We start from the raw sequence: 22,464 nt of genomic DNA on the forward strand, positions 1-22,464 counted from the left end.
GGTGTGTGGTGCGCACGGAACTTGCGGGCGGTTCAGCGCTTGGCGGTGTTCCCGGCGCCGAACGGGATGCGGTGGCCGGCGCCGTAGGGCACGGGCAGGGCGGACGCGGCGGCCTGGACGCGGGCGGCCGCGCCCTTGGCGTGCGGGGTGGCAGGGGCGGCACCGGACGGCAGGGCGAAGACGGTGCTGCTCTCCCCGGCGGCGGGCAGGGCCCAGCCGGACTGCTCCCCGGCGTAGGGGCTGCCGAACGTCTCGGAACTGCCGCTCTTGACCTGGGTCGTGCCGGTCGGCAGCGTCAGGGGCGCGTCGGTCCCGGCGGGCGCGGTGACGGTGACGGCGGTGCCGATGCGGTACGCGGTGACCTTGCCGGCGCCGACGGCGGCGTTCCAGGCGCCGCGCTTGGCGAGCTCGCTGCCGACGTCGCGCATACGGAGGTTGACCAGCGGCGTGTTGTCGGCGAAGAGCGCGGTGTGGTCGGCGAGAACCTTCTCCAGGATGCTGTAGCCGATCCGCTCCTCGGCGAGGTTGGACTGGTGCATGAAGTGCGGGCGCGGGTCGTTGGAGAGCACATGGCTCAGGGCGATCCGGGACTCCAGCGGCGCGATGTAGGAGTTGAAGCCGGTCCTCACATCGAGCGGGGCCTTGAGGCAGGTGGTGACCTTGGAGTTCTCGCAGATGCCGCTGCCGCCGTCGGCCTTCTTGGTGTAGAGCCAGTTGTACTCGTCCGTCTGCTCGGTGGCCTTGCCGACGTTGTAGTAGACGTTCATCGGGAAGCGGGAGACGGTCAGGGCGGGGCCGACCTTGCGCTGCTGCGGCTCGCGGGAGGTGTCGCTGGCGATCCACTTGACGCCGGTGCGGGTGAGGGACGGGCCGAGCTCGGGGTTGTCGTCCTGCTGCTGGGGCAGCATCCGCAGCCCGGAGTGCTCACCGGTGACCAGCTCGTCCGCGTCGACCTTCAGGTTCTGGGCGGCGGCCCAGCCAAGGTTCCGGGCGATCTCGTCGGTGATCTTCGCTCCGCTGACCCAGCGGATCCGTCCGAACAGGTCGGTGGCGCACTTCCAGGGGACGACATTGGTGTTCTGCTCGCAGCCCAGGAAGGCGTGCGTGTAGGTGTGGTTGATCCAGCGGAAGGACTGCTGGTCGGCGACGAACTGGTCGAGCAGCGGGTCGCGGGCGCCGCCGTGGGCGGCCCGGTACTCCTCGCTGCCGACGCCGTTGTAGGCGAAGTCGATCGGCAGGTTATGACTCTTCGACCAGTCCTTGGCGTACTGGGCGTCGGCCGGCGTCATGCGGATCGGCGGGGCGTCGGGCGACGGGTTGCCGGGGCAGTCGACGTCGCCGGGGGTGCACTTGCGCTTGCTGTCCCAGCGGTCGTCGGAGGCGAAGAGGTCGTCGACGTGGACGCCGAAGTAGTCGCGGGAGGCGCCCAGATGGACGCCCTGGGTCAGCCACTCGACGATGCCGCGGGAGACCAGCCGGAACTGGGTCTGGTACTGGTTGGCGACGAAGGTGACGACCAGTTCGCTGCGGCCGTCGTGGGTGTACTGGCCGATCAGCGAGCCGCGGCCGGAGCCGCCGGGGACGGGCGCGTCGAGGAACGTGGTGAAGGCGGCCCCGTCGTTCTGCTTGTCGAGCGGGGCGGAGAGGTAGCCGTAACTCTCGTTGACCTCGGGATCGTTGTCCTCGAAGGGCACGCTCTTCCTGAGGTAGCCGAAGGGCCCGGCGGCGCCCGCGGCGGTCACCTCGGCGGCCTTCCCGTCGAGGACGCCGCTCCAGCCCTCCTCCTTGGCGGCCTTGAGGCCGACGGCCGGCCGGGCGTAGGTGTAGGCGTCGACCTGGCGGATGCCGAACCGTTTCTCGTACGCGGCCAGGGCCGCCATCTCCGGCGAACCGTCGCCGAAGGGATTGTCGTTGGGCAGCACGACGCCCTGGAACTTGGCGCGCGGCCGCCCGTCCACCGTGTCGCTGAGGAAGGCCGCGTCGATGCGCTGGCGGCCGGAGTCGGCGAGGCGGACGGTGGTGTACGGCGTTCCGGCGGCGGTGAGTTCGGCGCCGATCGCCTCGGTCGCGGGCCCGCCGTCGTCGACGACCAGGACCCGCAGGTCGACCCTGGGTATCGGGTCGTCGGCTCTGGCCCCGGTGACCGGCAGCGTCAATGCGAGCAGGCCCGCGGCGGCCCATGCCGCGAGCAGACGTGTGGTGCGCACCATGGTGCTACTCCCCCCTGCTGGGACGGCAACGCACAGCGCTGCGGCGTCCGTTCGGAATCTGTCGCGCGGGATGGCCGGACCCCGGCGCGCACGGTGGATCAACCCCCGGCTGTGCGGTCGCACTCGGCCGGATTCCCCGCTCCGGCCGCACTCGTCCCCCGCCGGGCCCGGTCTCCGGGCGCGGGAGCGAAGGGGTCCCGGGAGGCACAACCGCCTCTCGAACGCCCAGCCCATATAGTGCGGCATGGTTGAACGCCCCGTGGGTCGCACGGCCCAGGAGGACGCGGATGTTTACGTATGCCTGGCCGGAATCTGCCGCACCGGGCCCAAGTCCCCGGCACGCGGGGCACGTTCCGCTCCGGCCGCCGACGGCTCCGATGACCTGGGCCGATGCCGGGACCTCCCGATACCGGACACCAGTCTTTCGTGCATTTGATCGCATCCGATGCGACGAGGAGATCGTCCCGAGATCGGCCTGATGACGGCCGTCGGATTTGCCGGAGATGTTCGATGTACGGCGGGCGACCCCCGGGGCGTCCGGGGGTGCGGAACCCTTGACGGTTTCAACGTTGTCATGGACATTGCGCATGCTTGGTATGGGCCATTGGCCCGGCATCGGCCCGGAAGGAGTCCCATGAGCGGACGCGCACACGGACGCGCACACGCCTTCGTGAACAGATACCGGTCCCTTCTGGTGGCGGCACTGCTCCTCGTGCCGGCGGCCCTCGGGACCGCACCGGCCGTCGGCGACACCGGCGGCGGTCACGCCCCCGACCCCCGCGCCCCGCACCGCGGCACGGTGGCCGGCGCCCGGACGCCGGGCCACTCGCCCGGCCGCGACCGGGCCGTCCGCGCCTTCGCCGAGGGACGCGCCGAAGGACGCCGCCTCGACGCCGACCTCACCCACAACTGGTGGGGCGTCTTCCCTCAGCCCGGCACGCACGACGGCATCACGGCCACCCACAGCGTGGACACCTCCTACCGGGTCTCCGACCCCGACAACTTCACCTACGCCCCCACCACCAAGGCGGAGAACTCCTGCATGGAGGTGGTCACGGCGTACTGGAACAGCGGCAACGAGCTGTGGGCCTGGGACTGGTGCGGCTCCCCCGGCGGGCCCGCGAAGGTGGTGAGGATCGACGCCGACTTCCTCGCCACGTACTCCGCGGCGTACGGCGTCCAGCTCGTGCGGGACGACGCGGCCTCCAACACCTGGTCCGCATACCTCTACAACCGGCGCACCGGAACGTGGGAGCTGCTCTACCGGAATTCCGGCACGGACCGGAGCGGGCTCTCCCACGGGTGGGACATGTTCGAGATCTATGCGAGCGTCAACCCCGCGACGGGCGTGGGCTGGTACTGCACCGAGGCGCGGAAGACGGTCTTCGACAGCTCGGCGATACAGCTGCGCAAGGGCGGTGCGTGGCGGCCGGCGGGACCGGCGGAGGCGCCGTGGACGGACACGAATCCGCAGGGGCGCGACTTCCTGTGTCCGGGGCTGAAGTTCGTACGGGCGGGGGCTAATGATCATTGGACCGTCCGGCAGTAGCGGGCAAGGCCCGGCCGCTGTGGAGAAGCGGCCGGGCCGGTACGGGGGGTGTCAGCTGAGGGCGGAGGCGCAGGTGGTGGGGGTGGCGTGCGCCGGGTCCAGCGCGTTGGCCACCTCATGGAAGGCAATCGTGTCGATCGTGCCGATGGCGGCGTGCTCGGAGATGTCCCACTTGCACAGGTTCTGGAGCTCGATGTTGCGCACGTTCGGGCCCGACAGGAACTGGGTCTTGTACGGGGTGACCACCTCGTCGTACTTGGTCGCGATGACCGTGTACTTCACCCCGGGCACGGTGTCGCCGCCGGCGTTGAGCTTCTTCATGAACTCCGAGCCCACCAGCTGGTCCTCCGCGCCCGGCATCGCGAGAGAGACGGCCTTGCGCGCGCCCGGCAGGATGTCGATGAGGCGGGACAGGCCCGAGGCGGTGGTGCCGTGGTTGGACGGGGCGATGCCCACGAGCTTGTCGACCTTCGCCGCGCCGCCCAGGAACTTGAGGTAGTAGCGCGGCAGGGCGCCACCGCCCTGGGAGTGACCGACGATGTCCACCTTCTGCGCACCGGTCGACTGCCGCACCTTGTCCACGAACGCGGAGAGCTGGTCGGCGGACTTGGCGATCGGCCCGATGCCGTAGAAGAGCGGCACGCCGCCCTGCCCGTAGTCCAGGGAGTAGACGCAGTAGCCGCGCTTGACCAGGTACGGGGCCGCCACGAGCCAGTTGTCCCACGAGTTGGCGAACGTACCGTGGGCGAGGACGACGGGGTTGGGGTGGGCCGCGGACGGCTTGCAGGACCAGTTGTTCCAGCCGCTGGTGACGGTCTTGGCCGCCGTCGTACCGGCCGTGGCCGCCGACGCGGAGGGCGCCCCGAAGGACAGGGCCAGTGCCAGAGCCGAGACGGCACCGGCGAGGACGCGGAGGGTTCTCTTGCGTACGGACATGGGGACACCTCGCAAGTGGGGGGTGGAGGACCGGACTTCGTGCCGGGCTACGGGGTCAGCCGAAACAGGGTCAGCTGAAGACGGAGGCGCAGGTGGTGGGGGTCGCGTGCGCCGGGTCCAGGGCGTTCGTCACCTCGTGGAAGGCGATCTTGTCGATCGTGCCGATGGCGACGTGCTCGGAGACGTCCAGCTTGCAGAGGTCCTGGACCAGGACATTGCGCACGTTCGGGCCCGAGAGCCGCTGTGTCTGCCAGGGCGTGGCGATCTCGTCGTACTTGGTCGAGATGACCGTGTACTTCACACCCGGCACGGTGTCGGGCTTGGAGTTGAGCTTCTTCAGGAACGCGGAACCGACCATCTGGTCCTCGACGCCCGGGACGGCGATCGACATCGCCTTGCCCACACCGGGGACCATGCGCCCGAGGGTGGCCAGGCCCGAGGCGGTCGAGCCGTGGTTGTCGGGTGCGATGCCCACGAGCTTGTCGACCTTGGCGGCGCCGTTCATGAAGTTGAGGTAGTAGCGCGGCAGGGGGCCGCCGCCCTGGGAGTGGCCGACCAGGTCCACCTTCTTCGCGCCGCTGGACTTGAGGACCTTGTCCACGAACGTGGAGACCTCACCGGCCGACTTGACGATCGGCCCCTGGCCGCCGATCCCCGGCGTATAGGGCAGCTGGCCGTAGTCGAGGGAGTAGACGCAGTAGCCCTGCTTGACCAGCGTGGGCGCCAGGACGAACCAGTTGTCCCACCGGTTCTCCCAGGTGCCGTGGAGGAGGACGACGGGGTTGGGGTGGGCGGCGGACGGCTTGCAGGACCAGTCGTTCCAGCCGCTGGTGACGGTCTTGCCGGCCTTTCCGGTCTTCGCCTCGGCCGGTGCCGCAGACGCGGAGGCGGCGCCTGCCGTCACGGCCAGGGCCAGTGCCGAGGCAGCGCAGGCGAGGGCCCGGAGCGGTCTCTTGTGCGCGAGCATGGGAGTACCTCACAAGGTGGGGGGGTGGGTAAATGAGATGGGGAGCTACTTGACCAGGGACTTCCAGTCCGGCGACTGGGCCGGGTCCAATGCGCGCATTTTCGCGAGCACTTGGGGGTCCTGGACGTCCAGCCAGTCGGCGAGCTGCTTGAAGGTCACACAGCGCACGCCGTCGCGTTTGCACACCGACTTCACGACGTCCTCGACGGCCTTCATATAGATGCCGCCGTTCCAGTCCTCGAAGTGGTTGCCGATGAACAGCGGTGCGCGGCTGCCGTTGTAGACGCGCTCGAAGCCGTTCAGATAGCTGGTACGGGTCAGCTCGCGCCATCGCTCGTACTGCGCCGGATCGCCCTGTGTGCTGTCACCGGACTGGTTGTAGAGGAAGTTGAAGTCCATCGAGAGGACCTGCTGCTCGGTCCCGGGGTAGGGGACGAGTTGCAGCGGGAAGTTCCAGATGCCGTCGGTCTTCGACGGCCAGATCTGGAAGTCGCCGGGCGAGCTGGCGTCGTAGCGCCAGCCGAACGACTTGGCGGCCTTGAGCAGGTTCTTCTGGCCTTCCAGGCAGGGGGCGCGGCCGCCGGCCAGTTCCTTCTTGTAGTCGAAGGGCAGGGGAGGGAGGTCCTTGTAGCCGGTGTTGGTCTTCCAGTTCTCGACGAAGGAGTAGGACTGGTCGATCTCGCTCTTCCACTCGGCGGGGCTCCAGTCGCCGCCGCCCTTGGCGCCGCAGAAGTGCCCGTTGAAGTGCGTGCCTATCTCGTTGCCGTCCAGCCAGGCGCCCCGCAGCTGTTCCAGCGTGTCCCGTATGTGCTGGTCCGTTGCGTAGGAGATCGCCATCTCGCCGCGCTTGTGCCGCGGCGGACGGTACTTCGACGCCTCCGACTTGGGCAGCAGATAGGTGCCGGTGAGGAAGAACGTCATCTGGGCGTTGTTCTCCTTGGCCACCTCACGGAAGTGCGAGAACTGCTCGTCGTCGCCCTGGAGAGCGCCGTCCCAGGAGAACACCACGAACTGCGGCGGGCGTTCACCGGGTTTCAGCTTCCGCGGTGTCGGCTGGTGGGGCTGGGGGCCGGTGGAGGACGTCGATCCGTCACCCAGCACCCGGACCTTTCCGTCCCCTTTCTCCTCCGGTTCACCGGACTTCGACGCGGACGGCGCAGGGGAAGAGGAAGGGGAAGAAGAAGGGGAACGCGAGGGAGCCGAAGGGCGGACGGAAGGAGATTCCGCGTCCATCCTCCCGACCCCAACCCCGGCTCCGCTCCCGCCGGAGCCCGAGCCGGAACCGCAGCCCGACAGCAGCCCGAGGACGAGGGCCGTCCCGGCCGTCAGAACCACCGCGCCGGGCACGGCCCTCTTGGACATGGTCGATTCCCCTGTGATGGTCGCGCGTCAGGTGCGGTAGGCGTACCACTTGGTGAGCGGCAGCATCACCGAGAGGCTCAGCATCGACCGCCGGTAGGTATCGAAGGAGTGGTAGGTCAGATACGGAATTCCGAGGCTGTCCCGGTAAGTGACCAGCATGGTGTGGTCCTTGGACCCGTCACGGTCGAAGTCCGCCTGGAGGACGTCCCCGACTTCCATCTGGTAGACGTTCTTCAGCGGCTTCACCCGCTTCGAGTTCTGGGCGAACCAGGACCACTCGTTGACGCCGGTCCACGAATCCGACTGGGTGTCGGACCCGTACCACCACTTGCCGTAGTCACCGGCCTTGCCCGGGGCGTGCTTCCAGCCGCCCGCCTTCAGCGCCTGGCTGACGAAGTTCGTGCAGTCCCCGCCGTTGCCCAACGGGTACTTCCGGTAGGCCGGGTTGTAGTTCTTCCAGTACTTCTCGGCGTACGCGGCCATCGCCTTGTAGTCGAGGCCGGTCTTCGTGTCCTTGGGCAGCCGCTTCACGAACGGCCAGACGCTCGCCTCGGGCGCGTTCGGCATGTCCCCCGCGCCGGCCTCGGCCTTCGCCCTGGACACCGTCGGCGCGGGCGCGTTGATCTGCGGCATCGCGTCGAGGGATTTGATGCCCGCCAGTTCCCACCCCCCGCCCCGGACGGCGTCGAAGGTCAGCTCGTGGTGGGCCTGGAAGCCGGTGGTCCCCGGCTCGTCGCCGCGGATCTTCCGGTAGGTCAGCTCGGTGGTCTCGGTCACGCGCAGCGTGGCACGGCCGCCGGACGCCCGGGCACCGTCCACGGCGACCTTCGTCTCGCCGGCGGAATACGCCTCGCCCAGGGACTTGAGCTTCTTCCTGCGCTGCTGCAGTGAGGCGACGACGGACTTCTCCGAGCGCTCCGTCGCGGACGAGAGGTGCACCGTCTTCGCGGACGGCGGGGTGACGCGCTTCTTCACCCGGCCGTCGACGATCGCCGCGGTGCGGTCGGTGAGCACGACACCCGCGATACGGCCGAAGGATTCCGCCGTCGCCTTGTCCACGCCCCCGGGACGCGCCGCCGCCCCCGCGGCGGACGCGGGCACCAGCGCGGCCGACACCGCTATGGAGGCGACCACCCCGGCGGCGGATCTGAGCGTCAATGATTTCACAGGACTCCCTTCGTCGCCCCGCCCCTTTTCGGGCCGGGCAGCAGGAATCCTTGCACAAAGATTCGGAACAACAACCCTTGCCGAAGGAAAGAATTTCCGCACCGAATCCAGCCGTGGCTCACGGTCCCGGAACTCCCCATCGCCCCAAGGAAGTTGAACCAGGCCCCGCATTTGGTACGGACAATTCCTGCGGAAATTCCACACCCTTCTGCGGGAACTCCGAATTCCCTTGCGGAACACCCGCAAAACCCTGCGGGATTCCCGCAACCAGAACCCGGAGGAAGGTGCGCGCAACCGCTCTGTCACACTGGGGAGCGGCCCGGCCGCAGGAAGAAGCGGCAAGAAGGGCGCGGGCCCCGGAAGCGGCCCGGGGATGCGGTGCGAGCCCTTCGGAGCGATGGCCTCCGCAAGCAAGGCGAGGCACCCCGAGATAGCATGAAATCACAGCCCATACGGGGAACCGCCCCCGGTTCTCGCCCCTCTCTCACGGGAGAACACCCCCCGAAGAGGAGTTACCACTGTGGGCCTCACGTCCCAAAACCTCGTGCTGTTCCTGGTGTGCATCGCGGTGGCGATATGCGCCCTGGTGCTGTGGTTGTGGCCACGTGTCGCCCGCAAGGGCGTGCTCGCCGTCGCCTCGCGCCTCGGCCTGCTGCTCGTCTCGCAGGTCAGCATCCTCGCCGTCCTCCTCGTCGTGGCGAACAACGAGTTCGGCTTCTACTCGACCTGGAACGAGCTCTTCGGCCGCAACTCCAGCCACCAGGAGCTCCAGCGCACCGAGGGCGGCAAGCGTCCCCCGGCCCTGGTGGTCAAGGGACAGGAGTCCGTCGGCCTCGGCCCCAAGGAGAAGGCCGGCCGGGTGGACCGGATCCAGATCCACGGCCCCGTCTCCGGCTTCTCGATGGACGGCTACGCGTATCTGCCGCCGCAGTACTTCCAGAAGGAGCACGACAAGGAGCGCTTCCCGGTGATCGTGGCCGTCACCGGCCAGCCCGGCCTCTCCAAGAACCTGATCACCCAGATCAAGGTCCCCCAGGCCGCCTCCGCCGCGATCGTGAAGAAGCAGATGCGGCCGACGATCGTCCTCATGGTCCGCCCCTCGGTCGTGGCCAACCGCGACACCAACTGCACCGACGTGCCCGGCGGCCCGCAGGCGCTGACGTTCTTCAACCAGGACCTGCCCATCGCCGTCAACGACGTCTACCGCGCCGACAACTCCAAGGGCTCCTGGGGCGCGGTGGGCAACTCCACCGGCGGCTACTGCGCGCTGAAGATGGCCATGACCAACCCGGCCCGCTACGGCGCGGCCGCCGGCCTGTCCGCCGACTTCTTCGCACGCCAGGACCGCGACACCGGCGACCTGTACGCCGGCAACAAGCAGATCAAGAACGAGGCCGACCTCGTCTGGCGCCTCGACCACATGCCCCCGCCGCCCGTCTCCCTCCTGGTCGGCATCAGCAAGAAGGGGGAGGAGAAGTACTTCAAGCAGGCCATGCACTTCGCGCAGAAGGCGAAGGCGCCGACCAAGGTGGACAAGCTCGTGCGGGACGAGGGTGGCCACAACTTCCAGACGTGGCGCGAGGAATACCCCGAGGTGCTGCGCTGGCTCGACAAGGAGCTGGCCGCCGGTCACTGAGCCGGTCCGTCCGTTTCCACCCGCGAAGACCCGGGAACGGCTTCGCCGACCGTCACGTCCCAGCCGGTGTGGCCTGATTGCGCGAGGGCTCCGGGGATCCCCCCGGGGCCCTCGCGCGGAACGGGGGACGGACGGCGGTGGACACGGACGGCGGGGACGGGCGGGCCGCGCTGCTGGCCGGGCGGTACCGGCTGGTGGCCCGCCTGGGCAGCGGCGGCATGGGCGTGGTCTGGCGGGCCTTCGACGAGGTGCTCGGCCGCGAGGTGGCGGTCAAGGAGGTCAGGGCCCCGCAGCATGTCGTCCGCGAGGCCGACGTCCGGGTGCTCTACGCGCGGCTGGTCCAGGAGGCCCGGGCCGCCGCCCGGATCGCCCACCCCTGTGTGATCACCGTGCACGACGTGGTGGAGCAGGAGGGCCGCCCGTGGATCGTCATGGAGCTGGTCCGCGGACGCTCGCTCGCCGACGTCCTGGAGCGCGAGGGCACCCTCGACCCCCGGGAGGCGGCCCGGGTCGGGGCCGCGGTGCTGGGGGCGCTGCGCGCCGCGCACGCGTCCGGCGTCCTGCACCGTGACGTCAAGCCCGGCAACGTGCTGCTGGAGGACGAGGGCCGGGTCGTCCTCACCGACTTCGGCATCGCCCTCGTGGAGGGCACCGGCACCCTCACCCGCACCGGCGACGTGATCGGCTCGCCCGACTACCTGCCCCCCGAGCGGGCGTTGGGGCAGCGCCCGGGGACGCCCTCGGACCTGTGGTCGCTGGGGGCCACGCTCTACGCGGCCGTCGAGGGCGTCTCCCCCTTCCACCGGACGTCGGCGCTCGGCACCCTCCAGGCCGTCGTGCACGACCCGCCGCCCGCCCCGCGCCGGGCCGGCCCGCTCGCCCCGCTGCTGATGGGGCTGCTCGTCAAGGACCCGCACACGCGCATGGGTTCGGCAGAGGCACAGCGGCTGCTCGACGCGGTGGCGTCGGGGCGCGGACCGCAGGGAACGGACACGCCCCGGCCGCCGGACGGGTACGTCCCGACCGCTCTGGACGCCGGCTCCACCCCGCTCCCCGGCACGCCCCGCACCCCGACGTACGTCCCGCCACCGCCTCCCGTGTCCGGGCCGGCGGCCAACGGCGCGGCGGGCTACGGCACTCCGGCCTCCGGGTCGCCCCCGGTGCCCCCCGCCGGCCCGGCCCCCACGGCCCCCGGATACGGACCGGCGCCCGCCGGGACCCCGGCCGGCGGCCTGCCGACCCGCCCCGTCCCGGACTCCCCCGCCGCCCTGTACGCGGCGGGCATCACCGCGACTCCCCCCGTGGGCACACCCCCCGTGACCGGCCGCCGGCCCGTGTGGCGGCTCCTCGCCCCGCTGCTGGCCCTGCTGATCGCGGGCGGCGGGATCGCCGCGGCGCTGGTCTCCGGCGACCACGGGGGCACGGGGTCGGGCCCCTCCGGCGGCGGCTCCAGCCGCTCCGCCTCCCCCGCCCCCAGCACGGCCGGCTCCCCCACGAACGCCTCCGACAGCCCCACGCCCGCCCCGACAACTGCCGGGCCCACCACGCCGTCGGCCCGGTCCCCCGAGGAGACCCCGGGGGCCACGGCGACCTGCCCGGGCGGCTGGGTGGCCACCTGCAGTCCGTACTGACCTTCTCCGAAAACCGGGGGTGCGCATGCGACCGAAACCCGTTCCCTTCGCAACGGCCCGGCGGCGGCGCCGGGCCGCCGTCTGGCTGACCGTTCCCGTGCTGGCCGCCGCGGGGCTCACCGGCTGTACGTCGTCGGGAGGTTCCGGGGAGGGGAGCGGGAGGAACGACGGGGACAACAACGGAGTCCGGGTCGTCACGCTGGAAGGCGTGGGGAAGCCCGGCGACGCCCCGTTCCTCAAGGCCCCCGACGCCGATGTGCGCGGCGTCAGTTCGGCAGGCGGCGGCGGGCGCACGGACGCCACGGCGCCCGGCGCGTTCGGCGGCACGCGGCAGGCCACCCGGTGCGACAAGGAACAGCTGCTGAAGGAGCTGGCGTCCGACGCCGAGAAGGCCGCGGCGTGGGCGAAGGCCCGGGGCATCGCGGCACAGGACATCCAGCAGCACGTCACCGGGCTGACGGCGGTGGTCCTGCTGCACGACACCCTCGTCGTCAACCACAACTACGTGGGCGGGGGCAGGACGCGTTCCTACGACTCCGTCCTGCAGGCGGGCATGGCGGTGCTGGTCGACGCGTACGGGAAGCCCGCGGTCAAGTGCAACTGCGGAAACCCGCTGCGCCAGCCGGAGGCCAAGTCCGAGGCGCAGCAGGCGCGGTACGAGGGAACCCGCTGGGAGGGTTTCGCCGCGGCGGTGGTCACCGTCGTCGAGCCGCGGCCGGAGTCGCAGGGGCCCATGAAGCGCATCCCGCTGGCCGACGTCGAGGACCGGAACAAGGCGTTCGTGCGCGAGGTCGGCGACGACGGGAAGCGGGACTCGCAGCCGATGCCCATGCCGACGCCGACATCCAAGCCGACACCCACGTCCAAGCCGACGCCGACGGACAAGCCGCCCACGTCGCCCCCACCGTCTCCGTCATCCCCACCGCCCACGTCGTCCCCGAAGATCCCCTCCCCGGGGACCCCTTCCCCCCGGCCCACGCCGACGGGTCCCGCACCGACGACACCCAAGCCCACGGTGCCGTCCCCGACCCCGCCGTCGCCCAGGGGCAGTTCGCCGACGGCGATCCCGCCCCGCACCGCGCCGCCCGGCTCGCGGTCCGCCTCACCGACCGTCGGCCGGCACACCCCGACGGGACACGCCCCGACCGAGTACGCCCCCACCCACCACGCACCGGCGACCACCCACGCGGCGCCGATGCCCACCCACGCGCCGCCGAGCCCCGCGGCCACCGCCCCGCACGCCCCCACCCACCAAGCCCCGCACACCCCTTCGCAGCAGCAACAGCTGCACACCCCGTCAGAAGAACGCCAGTCCCACCCCGAGCGCGGCGAACGCACCGGCGAACACCCGTCGGATCCACAGCGTCACCCGGGGACTTGAGACCACCCGGTCCCGGAACACGGCGGCGAAGCGCCCGTACAGGACGAAGACAAGAAAGGTGAGGAGGACGAAGACGGCGCTCAACTCGGTCATGCGCCACAGCGCGTGCGGCTCGTCCCCGCTCACGAACTGCGGGAGGAAGGCGAAGAAGAAGAGGGTGAGCTTCGGATTGAGGAGGTTCATCAGCACCCCGGAGACGATCACCTTGCGGACCGAGCGGGGCGTGGTGTCCTCGTCCGCCGTGAGCGCCCCTTCGTCCCGGAGGGTGACCCAGGCCATCCGGAAGAGATAGGCCACGCCCAGCCAGGTCAGCGCCTTGAACGCCAGGGGGCTGGCGTGCAGCAGCGCGGCCAGTCCCGTCACGGCCGCGGCCATGTGCGGCAGTGTGCCGAGCGTGCAGCCGACCGCCGCGACGAAGCTCGCGCGGGCGCCGCGCGCGAGACCGGCGGCGATGGTGTAGAGCACACCGGTGCCGGGTGTGGCCACGACGACCAGAGAGGTCACAAGGAATTGGATGCTCACAACGTCCCGTCCGTCAAAGGGTTTCCGTCCGTTCCCATCCCCCGACCCTGCCGTCACAATGGTCCGGTGAACAGGTCCAAAGAGAGCGCCTCCGACCGGTCCATACGCTCCGTGCCCCCGGGAACCCCCGGCTCGGACTTCCTCCGGCTGGACGCCGCCGAGGCGCCGCCCGGCGGCCTGGCCGACTGGCTGACCGAACGGCTGCGGGCGGCGATCGCCGACGGCAGGCTCCCGGTGGGCAGCCGGCTGCCGCCCACCCGCGTCCTCGCCGCGGATCTGCGGCTGTCGCGCGGGGTGGTCATCGAGGCGTACCGGCGGCTGGGCGAGGACGGGCACACGGCCGGGCGCGGCCGCAACGGCACGTTCGTCGTGGCCGCCCCGGCACGGGCGCCCGCGCCGAGGCCCGGACTCCCCCGCGCGGACGTCCACTTCGCCACCCCCGGCACGGATGTCTACGACGCCATCCGCGGCGCCCCCGCCCGCGTCGACCTGTCCCCCGGGCTGCCGGACCTGTCCGCCTTCCCGCGCGCGGCATGGCTGGCCGCCGAACGCGCCGTGCTCGGCGGCCTCGCCTCCCGCGCGTTCGGCTACGGGGACCCGCGCGGGGAGCCGGAGTTGCGCCGTGCCCTCGCCGACTGGCTGGCGCGCACCCGGGGGATCAGGGCGGACGCGGACGACGTGGTCGTGGTCGCGGGGGTGGCCCAGGCGATGGGGCTGGTCGCCCAGGTGCTGCGGAGCGAAGGGATTACGGATATCGCGGTGGAGGACCCCGGGTCCCTCGGCGCGCGGCAGCACTTCCGCTACTGGGGGCTCGGCACGCCCCCGGTCCCGGTGGACGCCGAGGGCGTCCGCGTCGACGCGCTGCGCGCCACCGGCGCCCGGGCCGTACTCCTCACGCCCGCCCACCAGTTCCCGACGGGGGTGGTGCTGGGCGGCGGCCGGCGGCGCGAGCTGCTGCGCTGGGCCGCCGAGGGCGGGCTGGTCTTCGAGGACGACTACGACGCCGAACACCGCTACGACCGGCCGCCGGTGGCCCCGCTGAGGTCCCTGCTCACCGACCGGGTCTGCTACGCGGGGAGCGTCTCGAAGCTCTTCGCCCCGGCCCTGCGCGTCGGCTGGCTGCTGGCCCCGCCCCGGTACCGGGAGGCGCTGGTGGAGGCCAAGCGGTTCAGCGACCTGGGCAATCCGGTGCTGCCCCAACTGGTGCTGGCGCGGCTCCTGATGAGCGGCGAGCTGGAGCGCCACCTGCGCTTCCTGCGCCGGCGCCACCACCGGCGGCGCGACGCGATGATCGAGGCAATCGCGGCGCATCTGCCCGGCGCGGTGGTGCACGGCGCCGCGGCCGGGGTCAATCTGATGGTCACCTTCGCGTCCGGCCCCGCCGACACGGAGGTGGCGGCGGCCGCGCTGGAGCGGGGCGTGAAGGTGCAGCCGCTGTCCTGGCACTGCCAACTCCCCTACAGCCAGGGGTTTGTGCTCGGCTACGCGGCGTGCCCGACGGCCGGGATCACGGAGGGGGTGGCGGTGCTGGGCGACGTGCTGTCCCGCCGCCGGGCCGTCAGCTGACGGCGAGCAGGGCCCGCGCCGCCTCCCGGGCGTGGAGCGCGGGCTCCGGGCTGCCGGAGATCGCCGCCGTGGTGATCGCCCCCTCGGCGAGCAGAACGAGCTGGTCCGTGAGCACGTCGGCGGCGCCCGCCCCGGCCACGAGCGTGGCCAGGTAGCCCCGGAAGGCGTCCTTGTGGGACCGGGCCGCGGCGGCCACACCGGGGTGGGCGGCGCCCAGTTCCCCGTAGGAGTTGACGAAGGCGCAGCCCCTGAAGTCCGGCTCCTGGAACCACTGGTGGAGCCAGTCGAAGACGGCGAGGATCCGCTCGCGGCCGGCCGGGTGCTGCCCGGCGAACCGTTCCAGCGCGGCGCGCCAGCGCCGGTCGCGGCGGTGCAGATACGCCTCCACGAGGGAGTCCTTCGACGAGAAGACCTGGTAGAGCCGTTTGAGGGACACGCCCGAGGCGGCCCGGATCGTGTCCATGCCGACGGCCTGGAGGCCCCGGCCGTAGAAGAGCCGCTCGGCCGCGTCCAGGACCCGGACCTCCACCGTCTCCGCTGTCTCCATCGTTCCCTCTCCTTGCGCGAGAACCATCGTTCTCATACGCTACCGCACACCAAGGAGAACGTACGTTCTCCATTCGCGGAAGGAGCCGCCCATGCCCCCTCTCCCCGTCTTCACCGCCGAGACCGCCCTGGCCAAGGTCCGGGCTGCCGAGGACGCCTGGAACAGCCGCGACCCGGAGCGGGTCGCCCTCGGCTACTCCGAGGACTCCGAGTGGCGCAACCGCGACGTCTTCCTCACCGGCCGGACCGAGATCGTCGCGTTCCTCCGCGACAAGTGGCGCCGCGAACAGGACTACCGGCTGCGCAAGGAGCTCTGGGCGTACACCGGCAACCGGATCGCCGTGCGCTTCGCGTACGAATGGCACGACGGGGCGGGCCAGTGGTACCGGAGCCACGGGAACGAGAACTGGGAGTTCGACGGGGAGGGGTTGATGCGGCGGCGGTACGCGAGCGTGAACGACGTCCCGATCGAGGAGGGGGAACGGCGGATCACGAGCTGATCCGGCCCGTCCCGGCCCACGGGCCGGGACCCCGCCCGGGGCCCCCTCCCCCATTCGCCGCAACCGCGCGCGTCGCGCCCCCGCCCGCCCCCGCCCCGCCCCCATCCTGGCGCCGTGCACCGCCTCCTCACCACCGCCCTCGCGGTCACCCTCACCGCCGCGGTCACCCTGACCACCACCGCCGGAACGGCGACGGCCCACGGCACCGGCCACCGCCCCCGCGGCCGCGCGACCTCCCCCACCCCCATCGCCACCGCCGACCAGGCGACCCGCTCCGTCCACGTCCTCAAGGCGAGCCAGCGCACCTGGGACACCGACGACCGCACGGCGGGCGGGGTGCTCTGGTCCTGGACCGCGGACGGACTGGAGGAGCTGGCGGACCTCGATCCCGCCTCGTCCTGGAAGAACCCGAGCGAGGCCAAGCTCCGCACCCTCGACGGGCGCCGCTATCTGCTGGCCACCGCCTCCGGCGGCCTGGCCGCCGTGGTCGGGTACCCCGGCCGCGAGATCTACTGGGCGGCCCGCACCGGCACGGGCAACGCGCACAGCATCGACCTGCTGCCGGACGGCAACGTCGCGGTGGCCGCCAGCACGGGCGGCTACGTACGCCTCTACGCCGCCTCGACCGGCAGACGCGCCACTTGGCACACGGAAGTACCCCTGCCCGGCGCGCACGGCGTGCACTGGGACCCGGGCACCCGGCTGCTGTGGGCCCTGGGCAGCCGCGACCTGATCGCCCTGCGCGTCGGCGGACCGTCCGACGACCCGGACCTGACGGTCGTCCACCGCACGCCCCTGCCGACCCGCAACGGCCACGACCTCGCACCCGTCCTCGGGCACCGCGGCCGCCTGTGGGTGACGACCGGCTCGGCGGTCTACCAGTACGCGACGGCCCGCCACGGCTTCGTCGACTACCCGCTGCGCTCCCGGATCAGCGCCCCGGGCGTCAAGAGCATCGGGGACGACCCGGCGACGGGCCGGATCCTGGTGGCCCGGCCGGAACCGGGGCACGCCTGCGAGTGGTGCACGTCGGTCCTGACGCTCTACCAGCCCGACGGCACACGGCGCCTGTTGCACGGCGCGATGTACAAGGCGCGCTGGTGGACGTCGCGCCGCGACTGACCGGACAGGAAACGGGCATCAGCGCGCCGGGGCCCCGAGCCGCGCCCGTACGTCCGCCGCGGCGTCCGGGTTCCCGGGCACCTGCTCCCACAACGCCAGCAGGGCGGGCGCCAGTTGGTGGGCCCGCTCCCCGCTCTGCTGCCAGCAGTAGTGGGCGCGCTTGAGCGCCGCGACGACCTCGTCGTCCGAGGGCCCGCTGCGGGCCAGCCGGCCGGCAGCGGCCGACATCCACAGCTCGGCCGCCCGCGGGTGGTCGCCGGCCAGCCGCGCGAGGTCGGCGCGGACCTCGACCCACAGCCCGGCCTCGGCGCTCTGCGGACCGTGCCGGCGCAGCACCTGCTGCTCCCAGGCGGCGGCCATGGCGGCGGCCTCGTTGTGCCGCCCGGCGTTGGCGGCGGCCAGGATGCGCGGCAGCGCGTCCTCCTCCTGCGGAGCCTCCTCGGACGCGAGGGGGGCGAGGGGAGCGGGAGGAGTGAGAGGAGCGACAGGGGCCGGGGTGCCGGAAGAGACCGCCGCGTGCGCCGGATTGGCCAGCACAGGCCCCGCCGTACCGTACTGGAGGGCCAGCATCCGGTCGGGCAACACCGCCTGGCCGAGCGCCAGATGGTGCAGGAGGGCCGGGTCGAGGACGGGCCCGGCGGTGGGGTGGCCGACGCTCAGCGCGGTGAGGAAGGCCCGGGTGTAGGGCCCGGCCTCCACGGCCGGCCGCTCCGGGCCGGGCGTGACGACGCCGCACACCGGCAGGCCGGCGGTCAGCCGGCCGTCCTGCGCCGCGGCGGCGACGGCGGGCCAGGACCGGGCGTCGGCCTCGGCGTCGATCACCAGCAGCGTGGGTCCGGCGTGTTCGTGCAGGACGCGGGTGAGCCACTCCCAGGGCAGGCCGTTGTAGCGGACGGTGGACGGGGTGCTCTCGCGGAGGGCCAGATGCACCTCCTGGCCCTTGCGGGCCGGGACCATCAGATGACCGGTGACCCACACCAGCAGCGGCCCGGGGACGGTGACGGCGTCCTGGAGGTGGGCCAGGACGCTCTGCGGCCCGGCCATCGCGGGCAGCTGCACCACGTCCGCCGTACCGGCGGCGAGGAAGCCGCGCGGCCGGGCGCCGGCGACGGCGTGGGCCGTCGGGTTGGGCAGCAGGCCCCGCCGCCGGTCGGGGGTGCCGTCCAGCAGCAGAACACAACCATGGGTCAGGTGGTCCAACGCGTTCTTCCTTCCGCACGGTTCGAGTGCTCGCACCCCTGGCGTGGTGCCCGGTGTCGGATCCCACATCTGTGAGTACCCACATCTGTGCAGTACCTGAGGCAACTGTAGGCGCCACCATCGCACTCGACTCCGGTAACCACCGGGTACGCACACGAGGCGGGCCCCGTCCGATGCACCGGACGGGGCCCGCACAGCGCCCAACGGGACGGTCAGCCCATGGCGTTGCGCGACTCGACGCTCTGGTCGACGGCGCTGCGGGTGAGGCTGCGGCAGAACGGGACGTCCCCGGCCCCCTCGATGTACTTCGCCGTCACCCAGGTGGTGCGGTCCCGCAGCTGGTACCAGAGGTTGTTGCCGGAGACGTCCTGGGCGCGGACCTTGCAGCGGAGCCCGATCTGGACCCGGTGTCTGAGGACGCCGCGCACCGAGGAGTCGGTGCTCGGGTGCATCCGCTCGTTGACGCCGGTGACGGCATTGACCGTGCCGAGGGGCCGGCCGGGGGCGTCCGGCGACGCCTGCGCCTGGGCCTGGGCGGCGAACAGCGAGCCGCCGAGGGCCGCCACGACGAGCGCGCCTGCGGTCATCCGGCCGGCGCGGGTCACGAGTGTCCTGGACATGGAACTCCCTTGCGTGGTGTGAAAGGTGGAACAGGGCAATTGCCCAGGTTCCACATGACATCCCCCAATAAACGGGGACAAGTGAGTGAAGGACCCTGTGGGACACCGCCGTTCGGCCGAGCCTCAGCCTCCGCCATCTGGCCGCTTCCTGGCCCGGCTCGGCTGGACGCGCGGCGGTTCGCCCTTCATCTTGGGATGTTCGGGCGGATACGGCAGATCGCCCAGGCCGTGCTCCTGCTCGTCGCGGCGCGCCAGTTCCAGCGCGGCGTCCAGGACGCAGCGGTGGTCGTCCATGGCGGCGTGCACGTCGCCGAGCTCGGCGTAGCGGGCGGGCATGGTGACGATGTCGAAGTCCTCGGGGACGGCGCTCTCCAGCTCGTCCCAGCGCAGCGGGGCGGAGACGGGGGCATGGGGGCGGGGCCGTACCGAGTAGGCGCTGGCGATGGTGCGGTCGCGGGCGGTCTGGTTGTAGTCCACGAAGATCCTGGCACCGCGCTCCTCCTTCCACCAGGCGGTGGTGATGCGGTCCGGGTCGCGGCGCTCCAGTTCGCGGGCGACGGCGATGGCGGCGCGGCGCACCTGGACGAAGGTCCAGCGCGGGGCGATGGGGACGAAGACGTGCAGCCCCCGGCCGCCGGAGGTCTTGGGCCAGCCGGCCAGGCCCAGCCCGTCGAGGACGTCGCGGAGTTCGAGCGCGGTCCGCACGGCGTCCGCGTACCCGGTGCCGGGCTGGGGGTCGAGGTCGATGCGGAGCTCGTCGGGGTGGTCGGTGTCGTCGCGCCGCACGGGCCAGGGGTGGAAGGTGAGACAGCCAAGGTTGGCGGCCCAGAGCACGGCCGCGGTCTCCGTGGGGCAGATCTCGTCCGCGTACCGGCCGCTGGGGAAGGAGATCCGGCCGGTCGGGATCCACTCCGGAAGGTTCTTGGGCGCGCGTTTCTGGAAGAACGACTCGCCGTCGACGCCGTCGGGATAGCGCTCCAGCGTCGTGGGGCGGTCGCGCAGCGCGCGCAGGACGCCGTCGCCGACGCTCAGGTAGTAGCGGGCGACGTCCTCCTTGGTGAAGCCGCGCTCCGGGAAGTAGACCTTGTGGGGGTTGGACAGCCGTACCGTCCGCCCGCCGACGGTGAGCTCCAGCGTCTCTGCCATGCGGCCACGCTAGGTTCTGCGGGGTACGGCCGCCCGCCGGACAATCGGGATCATGGACCTTCCGGTGATGCCGCCCGTCGCCCCGATGCTGGCCAGGCCCGCCGCGGCGATCCCGCCGGACATGCAGTACGAGGCCAAGTGGGACGGCTTCCGGGCGGTCGTCTTCCGGGACGGCGCCGAGATCGAGATCGGCAGCCGCTCGGGCCGCCCGCTGACCCGCTACTTCCCCGAGCTGGTGACAGCGTTCACCGAGCACCTGCCCGCACGCTGCGTACTGGACGGCGAGATCGTGATCGCGCGCGAGGGCCGCCTCGACTTCGACGCACTGCTGGAGCGCATCCACCCGGCCGCCTCCCGGGTGCGTCACCTGGCCGAGGTCACCCCCGCCGGCTTCGTCGCGTTCGACCTGCTGGCCCTGGGCGACGCGGCGCTGCTGGAGACCCCGCAGCGCGAGCGCCGCACCGCGCTGGAGGAGGCGCTGCGCGACGCGGAGGACCCGGTGTTCACCGCGCCGGTCACCTACGACCTGGAGGTGGCCCGCGGCTGGTTCGAGCGCTACGAGGGGGCGGGCCTGGACGGGGTGGTCGCCAAGCCGCCCGGGCTGCCCTACCGGCCGGGCGAGCGCGTCATGGTCAAGGTCAAGCACGAGCGGACCGCCGACTGCGTGGTGGCGGGCCTGCGCCTGCACAAGAGCGGTCCGGTGGTCGGCTCGCTGCTGCTGGGCCTGTACGACGCGGCCGGGCGGCTCCAGCACGTCGGCGTCTGCGGCGCCTTCCCGATGAAGCGCCGCGCGGAGCTGATGGACGAGCTGGCGCCGCTGCGCATGCCCACCGCCGAGGGGCACCCGTGGCAGGACTGGGCCGACGCGGACGCCCAGGCGGCGTCCCGGCTGCCGGGCGGCCCCAGCCGGTGGACGGGCAAGAAGGACCTCTCATGGCTCCCGTTGCGCCCGGAGCGGGTCTGTGAAGTGGCCTACGACCACATGCAGGGCGACCGCTTCCGGCACACGGCCCGGTTCCGCCGCTGGCGGCCGGACCGGGAGCCCGGCGAGTGCGCCTACGCACAGCTCGAGGAGCCCGTGCGCTACGACCTCGCGGAGGTGCTCGGCAGCTGACCGCCCCCCGTACGGCGCAGCCCCCGACCCGTACAGCCGAACAAAACAAAACCTGACGACCCGCCATATTTGAGGCTGGTGTGGACCCCTGTTGCCCAGGTGAAGGGTGGAGTCCATGCACAGGCCGCGTACGGCCCGCATTTTCGTCGGCGCCCGGCGGACCGTCGTCCTGCTGGCGAGCGCGGGCACCATGTGCCTGCCGATCTTCGCCGTCCAGGCGGACGCCACGGGTGCCGGCCCGAATCCACCGTCCCCGTTCTGGGTGGAGCCGCTCGGCCGCGCGGCCCGGCAGGCACGCGTCTGGCGGGAACGCGGCCGGGAGGACGACGCGGACGCCCTGCGCCGCATCTCCGACCGGCCGACGGCCGTGTGGCTCACCGGCGACGACCCCCACGACCAGGCGGAGGAGGTCACCCGCCAGGCGGCCCGGAACGGCCGTGTGCCGCTCCTGGTCGCCTACAACATCCCGCACCGCGACTGCGGTCTGTACTCCTCCGGCGGGGCGTCCGACGCCGACGCCTACCGCGACTGGGTCGCCCGCGCCGCCGAGGGCATCGGCCCGCGGCGGGCCTGGGTCGTGCTGGAACCGGACGCGATCGCCCACCTGGCCTCGGGCTGCGTCGCCCCCGCCGAGGTCGCCCGGGAACGCCCGGAGCTGCTGGCCGAGGCCGTCCGCACCTTCAAGTCCCTGCCCCGCACCTCCGTCTACCTGGACGCGGGCAACGCGGGCTGGATCTCCGACCAGCGGCAGCTGGCCGGCCTGCTGAAACGGTCCGGGGTGGAGGAGGCGGACGGCTTCGCGCTCAACGTCTCCAACTTCCACACGACGCCGGTCACCCGCGAGTACGGAGGCCGGCTGTCCGCCCTGCTGGGCGGGGCCCACTACATCATCGACACCAGCCGCAACGGGAACGGGCCGCTGCCGCCGTCGCCCGGTGACAGGGAGACATGGTGCAACCCGCCCGGACGGGCGCTGGGCGCACCGCCCACCACCGTCACGGGTGACCCTCTCGTCGATGCACTGGTGTGGGTGAAACGACCGGGGGAGTCCGACGGGGCCTGTCGGGGGGCGCCGCCGGCGGGGCACTGGTGGGCGGAGTACGCGCTGGGGCTGGCGACGACGACGCCGTCACCGGTGGCGGAACGGCTCCCGGCGCAGCCACCGGCACCGTCCGCGGCCCCCGCGGCCCCCGCGCCGACGATTCCGACGCCCGCCGCTCCTCCTGCGCCCGCTCCGGTGCCGGCGCAGCAGCCGGCACCCGCGCGGGCGCCGGGGGCGTGAGAGACGC

19 protein-coding genes are annotated in these 22,464 nt (G+C 72.2%); 9 read left to right on the top strand and 10 right to left on the bottom strand.

Translation table 11 applies throughout. The annotated features are described in order from the left end of the window. Positions 1 to 32 precede the first annotated feature (32 nt). On the bottom strand, positions 33 to 2,210 hold the full coding sequence (locus tag AB8735_RS06385; RefSeq protein WP_372405925.1) for a hypothetical protein: 2,178 nt from the start codon (positions 2,208 to 2,210) through the stop codon (positions 33 to 35). Positions 2,211 to 2,844: 634 nt separating this feature from the next. Between AB8735_RS06385 and AB8735_RS06390 the strand changes: the two genes are divergently transcribed. Further along, positions 2,845 to 3,759, top strand: coding sequence for a carbohydrate-binding protein (locus AB8735_RS06390; RefSeq protein WP_344022618.1), 915 nt, complete (start codon positions 2,845 to 2,847; stop codon positions 3,757 to 3,759). A 51-nt stretch (positions 3,760 to 3,810) separates the two neighbouring features. On the opposite strand, the gene AB8735_RS06395 is transcribed toward AB8735_RS06390, so the two are convergent. The 4 genes from AB8735_RS06395 to AB8735_RS06410 all read right to left on the bottom strand — a co-directional run bounded on the left by AB8735_RS06395 (position 3,811) and on the right by AB8735_RS06410 (position 8,191). Next, positions 3,811 to 4,695 carry an esterase/lipase family protein gene (locus AB8735_RS06395; RefSeq protein ID WP_372405926.1) on the bottom strand — a complete coding sequence of 295 codons (885 nt, stop codon included), beginning with the start codon at positions 4,693 to 4,695 and terminating at the stop codon, positions 3,811 to 3,813. A 70-nt stretch (positions 4,696 to 4,765) separates the two neighbouring features. After that, positions 4,766 to 5,662 (bottom strand): esterase/lipase family protein, encoded by an 897-nt coding sequence (locus AB8735_RS06400; protein ID WP_372405927.1) that lies wholly within the window; start codon positions 5,660 to 5,662, stop codon positions 4,766 to 4,768. Positions 5,663 to 5,707: 45 nt separating this feature from the next. Then, positions 5,708 to 7,024, bottom strand: a complete 1,317-nt coding sequence (locus AB8735_RS06405) for a hypothetical protein (protein WP_372405928.1) — start codon at positions 7,022 to 7,024, stop codon at positions 5,708 to 5,710. A 27-nt stretch (positions 7,025 to 7,051) separates the two neighbouring features. Continuing rightward, positions 7,052 to 8,191 (bottom strand): amidase domain-containing protein, encoded by a 1,140-nt coding sequence (locus AB8735_RS06410; RefSeq protein ID WP_372405930.1) that lies wholly within the window; start codon positions 8,189 to 8,191, stop codon positions 7,052 to 7,054. Between the two features lie 520 nt (positions 8,192 to 8,711). On the opposite strand from AB8735_RS06410, the gene AB8735_RS06415 reads away from it, so the two are divergent. The 3 genes from AB8735_RS06415 (at position 8,712) to AB8735_RS06425 (ending at position 12,839) form a co-directional block, all read left to right on the top strand. Beyond that, on the top strand, positions 8,712 to 9,827 hold the full coding sequence (locus tag AB8735_RS06415) for an alpha/beta hydrolase-fold protein (RefSeq protein WP_344022611.1): 1,116 nt from the start codon (positions 8,712 to 8,714) through the stop codon (positions 9,825 to 9,827). Positions 9,828 to 9,964: 137 nt separating this feature from the next. Beyond that, positions 9,965 to 11,458, top strand: coding sequence for a protein kinase (locus AB8735_RS06420; RefSeq protein WP_372405931.1), 1,494 nt, complete (start codon positions 9,965 to 9,967; stop codon positions 11,456 to 11,458). Between the two features lie 25 nt (positions 11,459 to 11,483). Continuing rightward, entirely contained in the window at positions 11,484 to 12,839 is a 1,356-nt protein-coding gene (locus AB8735_RS06425) for a DUF6777 domain-containing protein (protein ID WP_372405934.1), read from the top strand. On the opposite strand, the gene AB8735_RS06430 is transcribed toward AB8735_RS06425, so the two are convergent. After that, positions 12,756 to 13,361 (bottom strand): LysE family translocator, encoded by a 606-nt coding sequence (locus AB8735_RS06430; protein WP_372405935.1) that lies wholly within the window; start codon positions 13,359 to 13,361, stop codon positions 12,756 to 12,758. The two genes, AB8735_RS06425 and AB8735_RS06430, sit on opposite strands and share 84 nt — an antisense overlap. 66 nt (positions 13,362 to 13,427) lie before the next feature. Between AB8735_RS06430 and AB8735_RS06435 the strand changes: the two genes are divergently transcribed. Continuing rightward, positions 13,428 to 14,927, top strand: a complete 1,500-nt coding sequence (locus tag AB8735_RS06435; RefSeq protein ID WP_372405938.1) for a PLP-dependent aminotransferase family protein — start codon at positions 13,428 to 13,430, stop codon at positions 14,925 to 14,927. Here the strand turns inward: AB8735_RS06435 and AB8735_RS06440 are convergent. Next, positions 14,920 to 15,474: a TetR/AcrR family transcriptional regulator gene (locus AB8735_RS06440; RefSeq protein WP_344022601.1), complete on the bottom strand. Its 555-nt coding sequence runs from the start codon at positions 15,472 to 15,474 to the stop codon at positions 14,920 to 14,922. The genes AB8735_RS06435 and AB8735_RS06440 overlap by 8 nt on opposite strands. A gap of 91 nt (positions 15,475 to 15,565) precedes the next feature. Here AB8735_RS06440 and AB8735_RS06445 point away from each other — a divergent pair, with 91 nt between their 5' ends. Together AB8735_RS06445 and AB8735_RS06450 are read left to right on the top strand one after the other, a co-directional pair. Beyond that, complete coding sequence (locus AB8735_RS06445) at positions 15,566 to 15,973, top strand: DUF1348 family protein (RefSeq protein ID WP_372405940.1); 408 nt, start codon at positions 15,566 to 15,568, stop codon at positions 15,971 to 15,973. Between the two features lie 114 nt (positions 15,974 to 16,087). Further along, positions 16,088 to 17,095: a DUF6528 family protein gene (locus AB8735_RS06450; RefSeq protein WP_372405943.1), complete on the top strand. Its 1,008-nt coding sequence runs from the start codon at positions 16,088 to 16,090 to the stop codon at positions 17,093 to 17,095. Between the two features lie 18 nt (positions 17,096 to 17,113). Here AB8735_RS06450 and AB8735_RS06455 read toward each other — a convergent pair whose 3' ends face one another. The 3 genes from AB8735_RS06455 to ligD form a co-directional block, all read right to left on the bottom strand. After that, entirely contained in the window at positions 17,114 to 18,295 is a 1,182-nt protein-coding gene (locus AB8735_RS06455) for a hypothetical protein (protein WP_344022595.1), read from the bottom strand. Between the two features lie 212 nt (positions 18,296 to 18,507). After that, positions 18,508 to 18,915 carry an SH3 domain-containing protein gene (locus AB8735_RS06460; protein ID WP_344022593.1) on the bottom strand — a complete coding sequence of 136 codons (408 nt, stop codon included), beginning with the start codon at positions 18,913 to 18,915 and terminating at the stop codon, positions 18,508 to 18,510. 123 nt (positions 18,916 to 19,038) lie between these two features. Continuing rightward, entirely contained in the window at positions 19,039 to 20,061 is a 1,023-nt protein-coding gene (gene ligD, locus AB8735_RS06465) for a non-homologous end-joining DNA ligase (protein ID WP_372405944.1), read from the bottom strand. Positions 20,062 to 20,113: 52 nt separating this feature from the next. Between ligD and AB8735_RS06470 the strand changes: the two genes are divergently transcribed. Then, entirely contained in the window at positions 20,114 to 21,175 is a 1,062-nt protein-coding gene (locus tag AB8735_RS06470) for an ATP-dependent DNA ligase (protein WP_372405946.1), read from the top strand. Between the two features lie 115 nt (positions 21,176 to 21,290). Beyond that, positions 21,291 to 22,457, top strand: a complete 1,167-nt coding sequence (locus tag AB8735_RS06475; protein WP_372405948.1) for a glycoside hydrolase family 6 protein — start codon at positions 21,291 to 21,293, stop codon at positions 22,455 to 22,457. Positions 22,458 to 22,464 lie beyond the last annotated feature (7 nt).

This window comes from Streptomyces luteireticuli (assembly GCF_041519305.1).
GTDB classification, from domain to species: Bacteria; Actinomycetota; Actinomycetes; order Streptomycetales; family Streptomycetaceae; genus Streptomyces; species Streptomyces luteireticuli.

Bases quoted from the DNA above. Each gene is read 5' to 3' on its own strand.
- AB8735_RS06395 (WP_372405926.1), bottom strand. From the start codon at position 4,695: ATGTCCGTACGCAAGAGAACCCTCCGCGTCCTCGCCGGTGCCGTCTCG.
- AB8735_RS06400 (WP_372405927.1), bottom strand. From the start codon at position 5,662: ATGCTCGCGCACAAGAGACCGCTCCGGGCCCTCGCCTGCGCTGCCTCG.
- AB8735_RS06475 (WP_372405948.1), top strand. From the start codon at position 21,291: ATGCACAGGCCGCGTACGGCCCGCATTTTCGTCGGCGCCCGGCGGACC.
- AB8735_RS06385 (WP_372405925.1), bottom strand. From the start codon at position 2,210: ATGGTGCGCACCACACGTCTGCTCGCGGCATGGGCCGCCGCGGGCCTG.
- AB8735_RS06405 (WP_372405928.1), bottom strand. From the start codon at position 7,024: ATGTCCAAGAGGGCCGTGCCCGGCGCGGTGGTTCTGACGGCCGGGACG.
- AB8735_RS06460 (WP_344022593.1), bottom strand. From the start codon at position 18,915: ATGTCCAGGACACTCGTGACCCGCGCCGGCCGGATGACCGCAGGCGCG.
- AB8735_RS06470 (WP_372405946.1), top strand. From the start codon at position 20,114: ATGGACCTTCCGGTGATGCCGCCCGTCGCCCCGATGCTGGCCAGGCCC.
- AB8735_RS06440 (WP_344022601.1), bottom strand. From the start codon at position 15,474: ATGGAGACAGCGGAGACGGTGGAGGTCCGGGTCCTGGACGCGGCCGAG.
- ligD (WP_372405944.1), bottom strand. From the start codon at position 20,061: ATGGCAGAGACGCTGGAGCTCACCGTCGGCGGGCGGACGGTACGGCTG.
- AB8735_RS06425 (WP_372405934.1), top strand. From the start codon at position 11,484: ATGCGACCGAAACCCGTTCCCTTCGCAACGGCCCGGCGGCGGCGCCGG.
- AB8735_RS06445 (WP_372405940.1), top strand. From the start codon at position 15,566: ATGCCCCCTCTCCCCGTCTTCACCGCCGAGACCGCCCTGGCCAAGGTC.
- AB8735_RS06390 (WP_344022618.1), top strand. From the start codon at position 2,845: ATGAGCGGACGCGCACACGGACGCGCACACGCCTTCGTGAACAGATAC.